This window comes from Pseudomonas sp. CFII68 (genome assembly GCF_000416195.1).
Lineage (GTDB): Bacteria > Pseudomonadota > Gammaproteobacteria > Pseudomonadales > Pseudomonadaceae > Aquipseudomonas > Aquipseudomonas kilonensis.
The window spans coordinates 1-14,128 of sequence record NZ_ATLN01000030.1 but is presented as its reverse complement, the minus strand read 5'-3'; the positions used below and the strand labels follow the sequence as shown (position 1 = coordinate 14,128).

The window sequence follows — 14,128 nt, the reverse complement described above, 5'->3', positions numbered from 1 at the left end:
CAATGCGCCAGTCGTTCACGGCGAATGGGTAATGTCGCTAATTTCATCCGCCGCCAGCGCGCCGATCTCGGCGGTCTCCAGGACCACATAGGCGCTGCCGCAAAACAGCGAATTGAGGCGCCTCATGTCGGCGATCAGCTCCAGGTGCAGGGAACTGGTCTCCAGGCTTTGCACGACCTTGCGCTGCAAGCGGCTGACATGGGCATGGGCCATGCGCCGTTCCTGCGCCCGAAAGCGACGTTTCTCACGCAGCAACTGACGGGCGCTTTCCCGGTCGGCACTGAGGAATACCGACAGCCCCAGCCGCAGGTTGGCGATCAGGTGGCTGTGCAGCCCCGCCAACTCCTCCAGGCCTACTTCGGAAAAGGAGCGACGTTGCGAGGTCTTCTGCTGCTGGACCTTGCGCAACATGCGCTCGATCAGGTCGCTGGCCAGTTTCAGGTTGATCGCCAGCTCGATGATTTCCGCCCAGCGGCGGCTGTCCTGTTCGCTGAGGTCCTCGCGGGGCATTTGCGCCATGTACAACTTGATTGCGCTGCACAACGCTTCGACGTCGTCACTCATGCGCCGCACGTCCTGGGTCACCGCCGTTTGCGCACCGCGCAGCACGTCCAGCATGGCTTCGAGCATGTTTTCGATCAGGTCGCCAATACGCAAGGTTTCCCGGGCCGCGTTCGCCAGCGCCAGGCTCGGGGTGACGAGGGCGGTAGGGTCCAGATGTCGCGGCTTGGCCGTGCCGTTGGTATCGGGCCGCTCCGGCAGCAGCCAGGCACAGAGCCTGGCCATCGGGCCGACGCTGGGCAGCAGCACCAGGCACCGCACGGTGTTGTAGAGCAGATGGAAACCAATCACCGTTTCCTGGGGGCTGAAATCCAGGCTGTCCAGCCAACCCACCAGCGGATCGAGCACCGGGATGATCAACAACAGCCCGATCAGCTTGTACAGCAGGCTGCCCAGCGCCACCTGGCGCCCGGCGGTGTTCTGCATGCTGGTGCTGAGGAACGCCAGCACGCCGCTGCCAATGTTGGCGCCGATCACCAGGCCGATGGCCACCGGCAGGCTGATCACCGCGGCACCGGCCAGGGTCGCGGTCAGCAGCACGGCGGCCAGGCTGGAATAGGAGATCATCGCGAACAGCGCGCCGACCAACGCATCGAGCAGGATGTCGCCGGTCAGCGAGGCGAAGATCACTTTCACGCCCTGGGCATGGGTGATGGGCGCCGCGGCTTCGACGATCAATTGCAGGGCCAGGATGATCAGGCCCAAGCCGATGCCGACCCGGCCCATTTGCCCGACGCGCGTCTGTTTGCGCGAGAGGAAAAAAATCACCCCGAGGAAAATCAGCAGCGGCGACAGCCACGACAGGTCGAGGGTCAGCACCCGTGCCATCAGCGCGGTGCCGACATCGGCGCCGAGCATGGTCGCCAGCGCCGGGGTCAGCGCCATCAGGCCCTGGCCGACGAACGAGGTGACGAGCATGGCCGTGGCGTTGCTGCTCTGGACCATGGCCGTGACCATGATGCCCGCGATAAACGCCAGCCAGCGCCGGGACATGTTCTGGCCGATGACATGGCGCAGGTTCGAGCCATAGACCCGCAAGATGCCGGTACGCACGATATGCGTGCCCCAGATCAGCAGGGCGACGGCGGAGAGCAAGTTCAGCAGGGTCAGCATGAGAAGCCCCCTGTTAGCGTCCCAAAGGGACAAATTGGCGATGCCACATTCTTCGTTCTTGTACTTAAGCTGTAGTTGGCGAACGGTTCGGGCGCCAGCATTGCACAGCTAAAGAATCGTTTGAAACAAATCCGTCATAAAATCCGATCGTCCAGAACGACAGAGATCCTGTGGGAGCGGGCTTGCTCGCGAAAACGGTAGGTCAGTCACATTAATGCCATCTGATCCACCGCTTTCGCGAGCAAGCCCGCTCCCACAGGTCATGTATTTCCAACCCAAATGGCAGGTTTGCTTTTCACGGGCATGAAAAAGGGGCTCCAAGAGCCCCTTCATTCATTGCCCTATGCCGTTACTGACCCGGCATGTCCTTGCGCAGTTTCACCGGATCCTGCTGCTTGCGCTTGCGCGCCATGGCAGTACGCATCTTGATGTTGATGGCTTCCACCGCCAGGGAGAATGCCATGGCGAAGTAGACGTAGCCTTTTGGCACATGCACGTCGAACGACTCGGCGATCAGCACGGTACCGACCACCAGCAGGAACGACAGCGCCAGCATCTTCAGCGATGGGTGCTTGTCGATGAACTCGCTGATGGTGGCCGAAGCCAGCATCATCACCAGCACGGCGACGATGATCGCTGCCACCATGACCGGCACGTGGGAGACCATGCCGACGGCAGTAATGACCGAGTCCAGGGAGAACACGATGTCGATGATCGCGATCTGGATGATGGTGTAGATGAAGTTGCCGCCCTTGCCCGAAGGTTCGTCGTTGGTTTCATCTTCGCCTTCCAGCGCGTGGTACATCTCCTGGGAGCTTTTCCACAGCAGGAACAGGCCACCGAAGAACAGGATCAGGTCACGACCGGAGATGCCCTGGCCGAACACTTCGAACAAATCGGCCGTCAGGCGCATGACCCAGGTGATGGACAGCAGCAACAGGATCCGCGTGATCATGGCCAGCGCCAGGCCGAAGATCCGGGTGCGCGCCTGCATGTGCTTGGGCATGCGGCTGACCAGGATCGAGATCATGATGATGTTGTCGATGCCCAGGACAATTTCCAGGGCGGTCAGAGTAAAGAAGGCAACCCAGATTTCCGGGTTGGTCAGCCATTCCATGTGAGTTCCTTTGAGCGAGTGTTAGGCCGCGCCGCCGAGACGACGCAGCGGGCGTTGCTTTTATAGAGTGCTGAACAGCGGAAAAATCCCCATCAGCAAGGCGGCGAACATTATGCACAGGCAAACCAGTACTGCCCACTTCAAGGTGAAGCGCTGGTGATCGCCGAACTCGATCCCGGCCAAGGCTACCAGCAGGTAGGTCGACGGAACCAGTGGGCTCAACAGGTGGACGGGCTGGCCGACGATGGAGGCACGGGCCATTTCAACGGCGGTGATGCCGTAATGGCTGGCTGCCTCGGCGAGAACCGGTAACACCCCGTAATAAAATGCATCGTTAGACATGAAGAACGTGAACGGCATGCTCACCAGCGCGGTGATGACCGCCAGGTAAGGGCCGAGGAACTCCGGGATGACCGCCAGCAGGCTCTTGGACATGGCGTCGACCATGCCGGTGCCGGACAGGATGCCGGTAAAGATACCGGCCGCGAAAATCAGCCCGACCACCGCCAACACGCTGCCGGCGTGGGCCGCAACGCGGTCTTTCTGCTGTTGCAGGCACGGGTAGTTGACGATCATCGCAATACTGAACGCCACCATGAACAGCACCGGCAGCGGCAACAGGCCGGCGATCAGGGTGCACATCAGGCCCAGGGTCAATGCGCCGTTGAACCAGATCAGCTTTGGACGACGAGCGTCCGGGAACTGGGAAACGCTGATTTCGCTGTGGTCGATTTCATCTCCGACCAGGTGCAGTTCACCCAGGCGCGCACGCTCGCGCTTACCGTACATGTAGGAAATCGCCAGGATCGCCACCACACCGGCCAGCATCGCGGGAATCATCGGCACGAAGATGTCGGACGGGTCCACATGCAGCGCACTGGCCGCACGGGCCGTCGGGCCGCCCCATGGGGTCATGTTCATCACGCCGCCGGCGAGGATGATCAGGCCAGCCATGATGCGCGGGCTCATGCCGATGCGGCTGTAGAGCGGCAGCATCGCGGCCACGCAGATCATGTAAGTGGTCGCGCCGTCACCATCAAGGGAAACGACGAGCGCCAGAACGGCGGTACCGACCGAAACTTTCAACGGGTCGCCCTTGACCAGCTTGAGGATCTTGCGCACGGCCGGGTCGAACAGGCCGGAGTCGATCATCAGGGCAAAATACAGAATCGCGAACATCAGCATCACCCCGGTCGGGGCGAGCTTGGTGATGCCTTCGAGCATCATCGGGCCGATTTTCGGCGCAAAGCCACCGAACAGGGCGAACAGGATCGGGATGATGATCAGGGCGATCAGCGCGGACAGGCGCTTGGTCATGATCAGGAACATGAACGTAATGACCATGGCGAAGCCAAGGAAAGTCAGCATGGGAAATACTCCAGGCGTGGCGCGGCTATGAAAGGCGAACCGGACAGGTCAGCGCAGGATGCAGAGCACGAGGGGAACGGATGGAGTGGGTGCAGCGGGACGGGTAGCAGCGGACATCAGAATCACCATTGTTGTTGTTAAAAGGGCCGAGCGAGCCTTGAAAACTCGCTTTTGGCCGACCGGTCTCTTGCCGGAAGTGAGGTGATCCTAATCGCGGAAGCTTTCAGTCAGCTTTCGTTGCAGGCAATGGAGTTTTTATGTGAGGCAAGGCTCACCTGTGGGAGCAAAATTTATCTGTGGGGTAAAGCTCACCTGTGGGAGCAAAATTTATCTGTGGGGCAAAGCTCACCTGTGGGAGCAAAGCTTGCTCGCGATGAAGCTGACACATTCCCACTTGAGAGCCGCGGCGTCTTTATAGCGAGCAAGCTTTGCTCCCACAGAAAATCGGTGCTCCACCGGTCAATCAAAATGCTGAGAGATTCAACGGCCGCACCGCGCCCATCCAGATCGCATGCTCGGTGTGGTCGATCAGGTCATCACCGGTCTCCGGGTGCAGGAAAATCACCAGGCCTTTGCGATTGAGCGCCAGCCACGGCAAGACCACGCCTATGTACTGCGGGTCGAAGGCCAGCTGACAGCTCCAGTCCGGGTGCGGGCCGACCGGGCGTTGATGAACGCGGCCCATTTTCAGCGGGAACAGTTGCGCCGCTTCCTCGCACAAGGCCCGCGCCTGGTCCAGGGTGCTGGCGTCGAAATACACGTGGGCGTGGTAGCCCTTGATCCGCTGCATCTGTCACTCCTTGAAAAGAGGCCGAACCCTCGCCGTTTGCCGCGGGTCAGAGCCTTTACACGCGGGATAAATAGGAAAGCAGCCATGAAAAACGCCGAAACCCCGGTCACCAAAGTGGTGCTCTATGGTGCCATGAGCAGCCTCGGCAGTGCGTTGATGGCTGAAATGCTGCGGCGCCAGCACGAAGTCATCGCCATTCTCGACGATCTTACTGCCCTGGCTCCACGCCCGGGCCTGCGGACCAAGACCGGTGATCTTTTCGATCCCGAGCGGGTCAAGCAAAGTGTTGCCGGTGCCAGCGCCGTGGTGTGTCTGCTCAACGCGCCGGGGTTGCCGATGAACAGCGAACAAGTGGAGCGCACACTGATTCCCGGCCCGGTGGAGCAAGTATTGGCCGTGGATGCACTGATCGCCGGCATGCAGGCGGTGAATATTCCCCGGCTGTTCCTGGTGGGCGACTTTGCGGTGCTCGACGAGGAGCCGACGGACGACGATTTGCAGCGCCATGCCGCCGAAGAAGTGCTCGATGCCCTGAAGAACAGCACCTTGCAGTGGACCTTGATCAACGCACCCTATGCCGCGCCTGGCCTGGGTATCGAACATTTCAGCCAGGTCAGTACCAGCCTCGAACCCGGCATGGCCGAATCCCTGGAGCGGCTCAACCGGGTGGCGGTCGGCATCGCCGATGAGCTGCGCCTGAACCTGCACGTGGGCGAGCACGTCAGCTTCGTGGCCGCCCACTAGCTGTGGACATCCTGTGGCGAGGGGATTTAGCGAAACGTCGCACCGCCCCGCTGGGCTGCGAAGCGGCCCCAAAAAACCATCATCTACCCACGCACTCAAACAGCAATCGACGGCAACGGCAGCCCCGTGAGCGATTCGGCACTGTTGGCCTGTTCTTCCATCAGCCAATCGACGAATTGCCTGATCAACACACCACGGCGTTTACGCTGGGGCAAGACCACGTAATACCCCAGCCGCGACAGCACCGTTTCAGCGATAGGACGACACAGCAGCCCCTGGGCCAATAAGTTATCCACAAGGTGCCGCCAGCCGATGGCGACGCCCTGGCCGCCAATCGCCGCCTGGATGAGCAGTGTGTAGTTGTCGAAGCGCAGTTGCCCGGGCGCCGGCGGCGAGGTGATACCCAGCTCGCGGAATACGCCGCTCCAGTCGAACCAGCTGTTGCTGTTGCCCGCGCGCAGGTGCAGCAATGGAAACTCCGCCAAGGCCTGGGCGGACAAGGGCAGGGGACGTTCCTTGAGCAGCAGCGGGCTGCACACTGGAAAGACTTCTTCGCTGAACAGCCAACGACTTTCGCCCTGTTTGAAGCGACCGTCGCCGAACAGCACCGCAACGTCGATATCGGTGCGCAGCATGTTGTGGTTGCGTTCGCTGGTCACCAGGCTGACGTCCACCTGCGGGTTGGCCGCGTGAAAGCGATGCAGACGCGGCATCAGCCAGTAGGCGGCGAAGGCGAAGTCCGTGGCGACTTGCAGCACCTCATGCTGATGCTGGGCGGTGATCGCGCTCAACCCGGCGTCGATGCTTTGCAAGCCGGCCTGGACCTGCTCGAACAGGATCGTCCCGGCCTCGGTCAGTTCGATGCCGCGATAGATGCGGTCGAACAACCGCGTACCCAGTTGCTCTTCCAGGCGCTTGATCTGCTGGCTGATGGCCGGTTGCGTGGTGCCCAGCTCAATCGCCGCCGCCGTAAAGCTTTGTTGGCGCGCCGCGGCTTCAAAGGCACGGAACAGTTCCAGGGACAGGTTACCCAGGGCGTCATACATAAGCTGTGCTTATCCTAGTCATTATCCTGCATGGGCTTTACCCCAAAACCCGGGGGCTACATGCTCAATCGCAGCAATGTCGCATAACTGCCTACTATGGAATGCCGCGAATACATGAAGCGCAAGAACATTCTTTTCATCATGGCCGATCAAATGGCCGCGCCAATGTTGCCGATCTACGGTCCTTCGCCGATCAAGCTGCCTAACCTGTCGCGCCTGGCCGCTGAGGGCGTGGTGTTCGATGCCGCCTATTGCAACAGCCCGCTGTGCGCACCGTCGCGGTTTACCCTGGTGAGCGGCCAGTTGCCGAGCAAGATCGGCGCCTACGACAACGCGGCGGATTTCCCGGCGGACGTGCCGACCTACGCCCATTACCTGCGCCGCCTCGGCTACCGCACGGCGCTGTCCGGCAAGATGCATTTTTGCGGGCCGGACCAACTGCACGGCTACGAAGAGCGCCTGACCAGTGACATTTACCCGGCCGATTACGGCTGGGCGGTGAACTGGGACGAGCCGGACGTGCGGCCGAGTTGGTACCACAACATGTCGTCGGTGTTGCAGGCCGGGCCGTGCGTGCGCACCAACCAGCTGGATTTCGATGAAGAAGTGGTGTTCAAGGCCCAGCAGTACCTGTTCGACCACATTCGCGAGGACGGTGACCAGCCGTTTTGCCTCACCGTATCGATGACCCACCCACACGACCCGTACACGATTCCCAAGGCGTTCTGGGATTTGTATGACGACAACGACATCCCTTTGCCGCAGACCCCGGCGCAAACGGCGCTCGATCCCCATTCCCAGCGGCTGCTGAAGGTCTATGACCTGTGGGACAAACCGCTGCCTGTGGATAAGATTCGCGATGCCCGCCGCGCCTATTTCGGCGCGTGCAGCTACATCGACAGCAACGTCGGCAAGCTCCTGCAAACCCTGGAAGACACCGGTCTGCTGGACGACACGATCATCGTATTCTCCGGCGATCACGGGGACATGCTCGGCGAAAAGGGCCTCTGGTACAAAATGCACTGGTTCGAAATGGCCGCCCGCGTGCCGTTGCTGATCAGTTCGCCGGGGCAGTTCGCCAGTGGCCGGGTGGGCGCGGCTGTGTCCACCGCCGATTTACTGCCGACCCTGGTCGAGCTGGCCGGCGGCACGCTGGAACCGGGCTTGCCGCTGGATGGCCGTTCGCTGGTGCCGCATCTGCAAGGGCAGGGCGGACATGACGAAGTCTTCGGTGAATACATGGCCGAAGGCACCATCAGCCCCTTGATGATGATCCGTCGCGGCCCGTGGAAATTCATCTACAGCGAAGATGACCCGTGCCTGCTGTTCGACGTACGCAACGATCCCAAGGAACTGGAAAATCTCAGCCAATCCCCTGAGCATCAATCCTTGTTCGCCGATTTTCTCGCCGAGGCGCGTGCCAAGTGGGACATCCCGACCATTCATCAACAGGTGCTCGCCAGCCAGCGGCGCCGCCGTTTCGTCGCCCAGGCGTTGAGCCTGGGCAAACTCAAGAGCTGGGATCACCAGCCGCTGGTGGACGCCAGCCAGCAGTACATGCGTAACCACATCGACCTCGACGATCTGGAGCGCAAGGCCCGTTATCCACAACCCTGCCAAAACCAATAACGTAAGGGGCAAGCCATGCAAAAGTTATCCACAGTACTGACCGCTGGGCTGTTGGCGTTGAGCAGTGTTTCGGCCTGGGCCGAGCAAAGCTGCGAAACGGTGAAGATGGCCGACCCAGGCTGGAGCGATATCGCCGCCACCAATGCCATCACCGGTTTCCTGTTGGACGGGATGGGCTACAAGGCCAAGGTCGACACCCTCGCGGTTCCGATCACCTTCGGTGGCCTCAAGGATGGCCAGGTGGATGTGTTTTTGGGTAACTGGATGCCGGCGCAGCAGGGTTTCTATGACAAGTTCGTGGCCAATGGCGACGTCACGCAACTGGCCAAGAACCTGGACGGTACCGAGTTCACCCTGGCGGTCCCGGACTATGTCTGGGACGCCGGTGTGCATAACTTTGCCGACCTGAACAAATTCGCCGACAAGTTCGACAAGAAGATCTACGGCATCGGCTCCGGCGCTCCGGCCAACCTCTCCCTGAAAGAAATCATCAAGACCAACGACTTCGGCATGGGCGAGTGGAAACTGGTGGAATCCAGCGAGCAGGCGATGCTGGCGGAAGTCTCCCGGGCGGTGAAGAAACAGAAGTTCGTGACCTTCCTCGGCTGGACCCCGCACCCGATGAACGTGCAATTGAAAATGCACTACCTCAAGGGCGGCGAGAAATACTTCGGCGACACCGGCAGCGTCTACACCCTGACCCGCAAGGGTTATGCACAGGCCTGCCCGAACGTGGGCAAGCTGCTGACCAACCTGAGCTTCACCCAGGACATGGAAAACAGCATCATGTCTGAGGTGGTGAACAACAAGGTCAGCAACGCCGACGCGGCCAAGGCCTGGATCAAGGCCAACCCGGCGGTCCTGGATAAATGGCTGGACGGTGTGAAGACCCTCGATGGCAAGGATGCGCTGGCGGCGGTGAAGGCCAAGCTCTGACGGCGGAGCACTGTCGCAAGGGGATTTATGTGGGAGCAAAGCTTGCCCGCGATGAAGACGACTCGGTCTTTCAGAGACCGAGGTGCCTGTTTCGCGAGCAAGCTTTGCTCCCACATAAATCCCCTCGCCACAGGGAGAACGGTGCCTTGTCCTGATACCCTTGTTTGCAAACCCCATCCTTGAGGCCCCATGGCAATCCCCACGCGCCGTTCACTCTTGCCTTTCCTGAGCTGGCTGCCCCGGCAGACCCGCGCCAGTGTCGGCCGTGACCTGATCGTCGGCCTGAGCGGCGCGATTCTCGCGTTGCCGCAGTCCATTGCCTACGCCCTGATTGCCGGTTTGCCACCGGAGTACGGCTTGTACGCGGCGATCGTGCCGGTGCTGATCGCCTGCCTGTGGGGTTCGTCGTGGCACCTGATCTGCGGGCCCACGGCGGCGATTTCCATCGTCTTGTACGCCACCGTCAGTCCGCTGGCCGTCCCCGCCAGCCAGGACTACATCACCTTGATCCTGCTGCTGACGGTGCTGGCGGGTATTTTCCAATGGTTGCTGGGCTTGTTGCGTTTCGGGGCGCTGGTGAATTTCGTCTCGCACTCGGTGGTGCTGGGTTTCACCCTGGGCGCGGCGGTGGTCATCGCCCTGGGGCAGTTGCCGAACCTGCTGGGCCTCGACCTGCCGAACGAAGCCACGGCGCTGAGGGGCCTGCTGATGCTGGTCGACCACATCGGGGCTGTGGATAAGCCGTCGCTGCTGTTGGGGTTGGGGACCCTGGTCCTGGGCGTGGTGCTCAAGCGCTTGCTGCCGCGCTGGCCGAGCCTGTTGATAACTTTAGTCATCAGCAGCCTGGTGGTCTGGTTGTGGCCGGCGATGTTCGCGCATGTGGCGCTGGTCAGTGCCTTTGCCGGGCGCCTGCCGCCGCTCACGCTGTTGCCGTTGGACCTGGAGCTGATCCTGCGCCTGCTGCCCGGGGCGGTCGCGGTGGGCATGCTCGGGCTGGTCACCAGCCTGTCCATCGCCCGCTCGTTGTCGGTACGTTCCGGGCAATTGCTCGATGCGAACCAGGAGGTGAGGGCGCAGGGGCTTTCCAACATCGTTGGCGGATTTTTCTCCGGATCATTGTCGGCCGGTTCCTTTACCCGTTCCGGCCTCAGCTATGAAGCCGGGGCCTGCTCGCCCCTGGCTGGGGTGTTCTCGGCCTTGTGGGTGGCGTTGTTTGCGGTCGCCGGGGCGAACCTGATCGCGCACATCCCGATCCCGGCCATGGCCGGCAGCATTTTGCTGATCGCCTGGGGGCTGGTGGACCACCGCGGTATCCGGGCGTTGTACCGCGTGAGCCGCGCCGAATTCGTGGTGATGGGCCTGACCTGCCTGGCCACGTTGCTGCTGGAGCTGCAAACCGCAATCTATGCCGGCGTACTGGCTTCGCTGTTCTTTTACCTCAAGCGCACCTCACAGCCGCGGGTGCAGCATTTTCGCGAAGGGGAGGCGGAAATCCTGCGGGTCGGCGGCTCGATCTTTTTCGGCGCCAGCCATTACCTGCAAGCGCGTCTGCAACGGTTGCAGGCGCAGCGGGTGGTCATCGATGCCCAGCAGATCAACTTTATCGATTATTCCGGGGTGGAAATGCTCCACCAGGAAGCCCGGCGCCTGCGCAGCCAGGGGCGGAGCCTGACCTTGCGCATGGCCCGGCCGCAGGTGGTGGAGGAGTTGTTGAAGCTGGAGGGGGCGCAGAAGTGCCCGATTCACTTCGAAGACTGAAAGGGCTCAGGTACACAAAACTTGGTGCAAGAGGACTTGTGGGAGCAAAGCTTGCTCGCGATGAATACGACGCGGTCTTTTGGAAACCGAGGCGCCTGCGTCGCGAGCAAGCTTTGCTCCCACAACAGCTTAAAGCGCCAGCTGGCGGCGCAGCTCGGCCAGCACTGGCGCGGTGTCCGGGCGTACCCCGCGCCACAGGTAGAACGCTTCGCCCGCCTGTTCGGCGAGCATGCCCAGGCCATCCATTGCCACCGCCGCGCCGTGTTCCTTGGCCCAACGGCAGAACGAGGTCGGTTCCTTGCCATACATCATGTCGTAGCAAACCGTCTTGCCGGGCTCGATCAGGCTGGCGGCAATCGGCGGTACATCCCCCGACAGGCTCGCGGAAGTGGCGTTGATGATCAGGTCCACCGGCTCTTGCAGCCAGTCGAACCCGCTGGCGGAGACCGGGCCCAGGTCGGCGAACAACTCGGCCAGCAATTCGGCCTTTTCCACCGTGCGATTGGCGATGATCACCGAGGCCGGCGCTTCGGCCAGCAGCGGTTCCAGGGCACCGCGCACCGCGCCGCCAGCCCCCAGCAGCAGGATGCGTTTGCCCTTGAGGCTGAAGCCGGCATTGACGGTCAGGTCCCGGACCAGCCCGGCGCCGTCGGTGTTGTCACCCAGCAGGCGACCGTCGGCCAGTTTGCTCAACGTATTGACCGCCCCGGCTCGCTGGGCCCGCTCGGTCAGGCTATCGGCCAGGCGGAAGGCGTCTTCCTTGAACGGCACCGTGACGTTTGCCCCACGTCCCTCGCGGAAAAATGCTCGGGCGCAACCGGCGAAATCCTCCAGGGGCGCCAGCAGCGTGCTGTAGTCCAGGGTTTGCCCGGTCTGCTCGGCAAACAGGCGATGGATCAACGGCGACTTGCTGTGGCCGATCGGGTTACCCATTACAACGTAGTGGTCCATGGACAATCCTCGTTCAGGCCGTCGCCAGCCAATCGCGATCCTGCAGGAAGTACTCGGTCAGCCGCGCTTCTTCGCTGCCCGGCTCGGCTTTCCAGTCGTAGCCCCAGCGTACTTGCGGTGGCAGGGACATCAGGATCGATTCGGTACGTCCACCCGATTGCAGCCCGAACAGGGTGCCGCGATCGTAGACCAGGTTGAATTCCACGTAGCGCCCACGGCGAAACTCCTGGAATTCCCGCTGTTTGGCGGTGAACGCGTCGTGCTTGCGGCGGCGCACGATCGGCAGGTAGGCATCGATGTAGGCGTCGCCGATGGCGCGGATGAAGGCGAAGCAGGTGTCGAAATCCCACGCGTTCAGGTCGTCGAAAAACAGGCCGCCAATGCCCCGGGGCTCATTGCGATGCTTGAGGTGGAAATAGCTGTCGCACCAGGCTTTGTAGCGCGGGTACACCTCGGGGCCGAACGGCGCGCAGGCCTGCTCGGCGACACGGTGCCAATGGACGCAGTCTTCCTCGACGCCGTAGTAAGGCGTCAGGTCGAAGCCGCCGCCAAACCACCAGACCGGCTCTTCGCCTTCCTTTTCGGCGCTAAAGAAACGCACGTTGGCGTGGGAGGTCGGCACGTGCGGGTTGTGCGGGTGGATCACCAGCGACACGCCCAAGGCTTCGAAGCCGCGCCCGGCCAGTTCTGGCCGATGGGCACTGGCCGAGGGTGGCAGGCCGCTGCCGAAGACGTGGGAAAAGTTGACGCCGCCCTTTTCGATCACCGTGCCGTTCTCGATCACCCGCGTGCGCCCGCCACCCCCGGCAGGCCGGGTCCAGGCATCTTCGACGAAGCGCGTGCCGCCGTCCTCGGTTTCCAGGGCGGCGCAAATACGGTCTTGCAGGTCGAGCAGGTAGGCTTTCACGGCCTCGGTGCGAGTGGACATGACATCACCTTGATCAGGGCTACGCTACGCGGCGTATGGCGGGCCGGTGGCAAATGGGCGCACAGGATACCACCGCACTTGCCCACACCACAGTTGACGACGGTCAAGCTTAGGAGTCCGATAGCGGGCTTGGTAAAAGTCCTGCGACAAGGAGAAAGTGAAGATGGCCAAACGTATCCAGTTCAATTCCCACGGCGGTCCCGAAGTGCTCGAGTACGTCGATTACTCGCCTGCCGAGCCCGGCCCGCAGCAGGTGCGCGTCAGCAACAAGGCGATCGGCCTGAATTTCATCGACACCTACTACCGCAGCGGCCTTTATCCGCCACCGGCATTGCCATCGGGCCTGGGCGCCGAAGGCGCGGGCGTGGTCGAGGCGATCGGCTCGGACGTCACGCGGTTCAAGGTCGGCGATCGGGTGGCGTACGGCAGCGGCCCGCTGGGGGCCTACAGTGATGTGCATGTGTTGCCCGAGGCCAACCTGGTTCATTTGCCCGAATCCATCAGTTTCGAACAGGCGGCGGGCGTGATGCTCAAGGGCCTGACCGTGCAGTATCTGCTGCGCCAGACCTATGAACTCAAGGGCGGTGAAACCATCCTGTTCCACGCCGCCGCTGGTGGCGTGGGTTCCCTGGCCTGCCAGTGGGCCAAGGCCTTGGGCGTGAAGCTGATCGGCACTGTCAGCTCGCCGGAAAAAGCCGCCATCGCCAAGTCCCACGGCGCTTGGGAAACCATCGACTACAGCAAGGAAAACGTCGCACAGCGGGTGCTGGAATTGACTGACGGCAAGAAGGTGCCCGTGGTGTACGACGGGGTTGGCAAGGACACTTGGTTGACGTCGCTGGACAGCGTCGCCCCCCGTGGCCTGGTGGTGAGCTTCGGCAACGCCTCGGGTGCGGTGGACGGTGTGAACCTGGGAATTCTCTCGGCCAAGGGCTCGCTCTACGTCACCCGCCCGACCCTGGCGACCTACGCCAACAACGCCGAAAACCTGCAGCGCATGGCCGATGAACTGTTCGCAATGATCACCAGCGGCAAACTCACGGTGGACATCAACCAGCGTTACCCACTGGCGGAAGCGGCCAAGGCCCATACCGAGTTGTCGGCGCGGCGCACGACGGGGTCGACCATTCTCCTGCCTTGAGTTACAGGGTGTTTGTGATGGCCTCATCGCGGGCAAGCCTTGCTCC

The 14,128-nt window shown here is 61.9% G+C and carries 12 protein-coding genes; 5 read left to right on the top strand and 7 right to left on the bottom strand.

Features of this window, described 5'->3' with window-relative positions; translation table 11 throughout:
• Positions 1 to 15: 15 nt before the first annotated feature.
• The 4 genes from CFII68_RS21610 to CFII68_RS21625 all read right to left on the bottom strand — a co-directional run bounded on the left by CFII68_RS21610 (position 16) and on the right by CFII68_RS21625 (position 4,949).
• Positions 16 to 1,674, bottom strand: a complete 1,659-nt coding sequence (locus CFII68_RS21610) for a Na/Pi cotransporter family protein (protein ID WP_018602690.1) — start codon at positions 1,672 to 1,674, stop codon at positions 16 to 18.
• Between the two features lie 349 nt (positions 1,675 to 2,023).
• A complete protein-coding gene (locus CFII68_RS21615; protein WP_018602688.1) occupies positions 2,024 to 2,791 on the bottom strand; it encodes a TerC family protein in 768 nt (255 codons plus the stop codon).
• A 60-nt stretch (positions 2,792 to 2,851) separates the two neighbouring features.
• Positions 2,852 to 4,159, bottom strand: coding sequence for a CitMHS family transporter (locus CFII68_RS21620; RefSeq protein ID WP_014335839.1), 1,308 nt, complete (start codon positions 4,157 to 4,159; stop codon positions 2,852 to 2,854).
• A gap of 463 nt (positions 4,160 to 4,622) precedes the next feature.
• Positions 4,623 to 4,949 (bottom strand): DOPA 4,5-dioxygenase family protein, encoded by a 327-nt coding sequence (locus CFII68_RS21625; protein ID WP_018602685.1) that lies wholly within the window; start codon positions 4,947 to 4,949, stop codon positions 4,623 to 4,625.
• Between the two features lie 84 nt (positions 4,950 to 5,033).
• Between CFII68_RS21625 and CFII68_RS21630 the strand changes: the two genes are divergently transcribed.
• The gene (locus tag CFII68_RS21630; RefSeq protein WP_018602682.1) at positions 5,034 to 5,693 is read left to right on the top strand and encodes an NAD(P)-dependent oxidoreductase; all 660 of its coding nucleotides are present in this window, start codon (positions 5,034 to 5,036) and stop codon (positions 5,691 to 5,693) included.
• Positions 5,694 to 5,788: 95 nt separating this feature from the next.
• Here CFII68_RS21630 and CFII68_RS21635 read toward each other — a convergent pair whose 3' ends face one another.
• Positions 5,789 to 6,739, bottom strand: a complete 951-nt coding sequence (locus CFII68_RS21635) for a LysR family transcriptional regulator (RefSeq protein WP_014335842.1) — start codon at positions 6,737 to 6,739, stop codon at positions 5,789 to 5,791.
• A 114-nt stretch (positions 6,740 to 6,853) separates the two neighbouring features.
• Between CFII68_RS21635 and betC the strand changes: the two genes are divergently transcribed.
• The 3 genes from betC to CFII68_RS21650 all read left to right on the top strand — a co-directional run bounded on the left by betC (position 6,854) and on the right by CFII68_RS21650 (position 11,062).
• Positions 6,854 to 8,368, top strand: coding sequence for a choline-sulfatase (gene betC / locus CFII68_RS21640; RefSeq protein ID WP_018602680.1), 1,515 nt, complete (start codon positions 6,854 to 6,856; stop codon positions 8,366 to 8,368).
• Positions 8,369 to 8,383: 15 nt separating this feature from the next.
• Positions 8,384 to 9,304, top strand: a complete 921-nt coding sequence (choX, locus tag CFII68_RS21645; RefSeq protein WP_018602678.1) for a choline ABC transporter substrate-binding protein — start codon at positions 8,384 to 8,386, stop codon at positions 9,302 to 9,304.
• A gap of 189 nt (positions 9,305 to 9,493) precedes the next feature.
• The gene (locus CFII68_RS21650; RefSeq protein WP_018602676.1) at positions 9,494 to 11,062 is read left to right on the top strand and encodes a SulP family inorganic anion transporter; all 1,569 of its coding nucleotides are present in this window, start codon (positions 9,494 to 9,496) and stop codon (positions 11,060 to 11,062) included.
• Between the two features lie 129 nt (positions 11,063 to 11,191).
• On the opposite strand, the gene aroE is transcribed toward CFII68_RS21650, so the two are convergent.
• The gene (gene aroE / locus CFII68_RS21655; RefSeq protein WP_018602674.1) at positions 11,192 to 12,013 is read right to left on the bottom strand and encodes a shikimate dehydrogenase; all 822 of its coding nucleotides are present in this window, start codon (positions 12,011 to 12,013) and stop codon (positions 11,192 to 11,194) included.
• A gap of 13 nt (positions 12,014 to 12,026) precedes the next feature.
• Complete coding sequence (gene hemF / locus CFII68_RS21660; protein WP_018602672.1) at positions 12,027 to 12,941, bottom strand: oxygen-dependent coproporphyrinogen oxidase; 915 nt, start codon at positions 12,939 to 12,941, stop codon at positions 12,027 to 12,029.
• Between the two features lie 163 nt (positions 12,942 to 13,104).
• Here hemF and CFII68_RS21665 point away from each other — a divergent pair, with 163 nt between their 5' ends.
• Complete coding sequence (locus CFII68_RS21665) at positions 13,105 to 14,082, top strand: NADPH:quinone reductase (protein WP_018602671.1); 978 nt, start codon at positions 13,105 to 13,107, stop codon at positions 14,080 to 14,082.
• The last annotated feature ends 46 nt before the right edge of the window (positions 14,083 to 14,128 follow it).

Excerpts from the sequence above, each read along its gene's own strand:
- choX (WP_018602678.1), top strand. The coding sequence starts at position 8,384 with ATGCAAAAGTTATCCACAGTACTGACCGCTGGGCTGTTGGCGTTGAGC.
- CFII68_RS21620 (WP_014335839.1), bottom strand. The coding sequence starts at position 4,159 with ATGCTGACTTTCCTTGGCTTCGCCATGGTCATTACGTTCATGTTCCTG.
- CFII68_RS21630 (WP_018602682.1), top strand. The coding sequence starts at position 5,034 with ATGAAAAACGCCGAAACCCCGGTCACCAAAGTGGTGCTCTATGGTGCC.
- hemF (WP_018602672.1), bottom strand. The coding sequence starts at position 12,941 with ATGTCCACTCGCACCGAGGCCGTGAAAGCCTACCTGCTCGACCTGCAA.
- CFII68_RS21665 (WP_018602671.1), top strand. The coding sequence starts at position 13,105 with ATGGCCAAACGTATCCAGTTCAATTCCCACGGCGGTCCCGAAGTGCTC.
- CFII68_RS21635 (WP_014335842.1), bottom strand. The coding sequence starts at position 6,739 with ATGTATGACGCCCTGGGTAACCTGTCCCTGGAACTGTTCCGTGCCTTT.
- aroE (WP_018602674.1), bottom strand. The coding sequence starts at position 12,013 with ATGGACCACTACGTTGTAATGGGTAACCCGATCGGCCACAGCAAGTCG.
- betC (WP_018602680.1), top strand. The coding sequence starts at position 6,854 with ATGAAGCGCAAGAACATTCTTTTCATCATGGCCGATCAAATGGCCGCG.
- CFII68_RS21625 (WP_018602685.1), bottom strand. The coding sequence starts at position 4,949 with ATGCAGCGGATCAAGGGCTACCACGCCCACGTGTATTTCGACGCCAGC.
- CFII68_RS21650 (WP_018602676.1), top strand. The coding sequence starts at position 9,494 with ATGGCAATCCCCACGCGCCGTTCACTCTTGCCTTTCCTGAGCTGGCTG.
- CFII68_RS21610 (WP_018602690.1), bottom strand. The coding sequence starts at position 1,674 with ATGCTGACCCTGCTGAACTTGCTCTCCGCCGTCGCCCTGCTGATCTGG.
- CFII68_RS21615 (WP_018602688.1), bottom strand. The coding sequence starts at position 2,791 with ATGGAATGGCTGACCAACCCGGAAATCTGGGTTGCCTTCTTTACTCTG.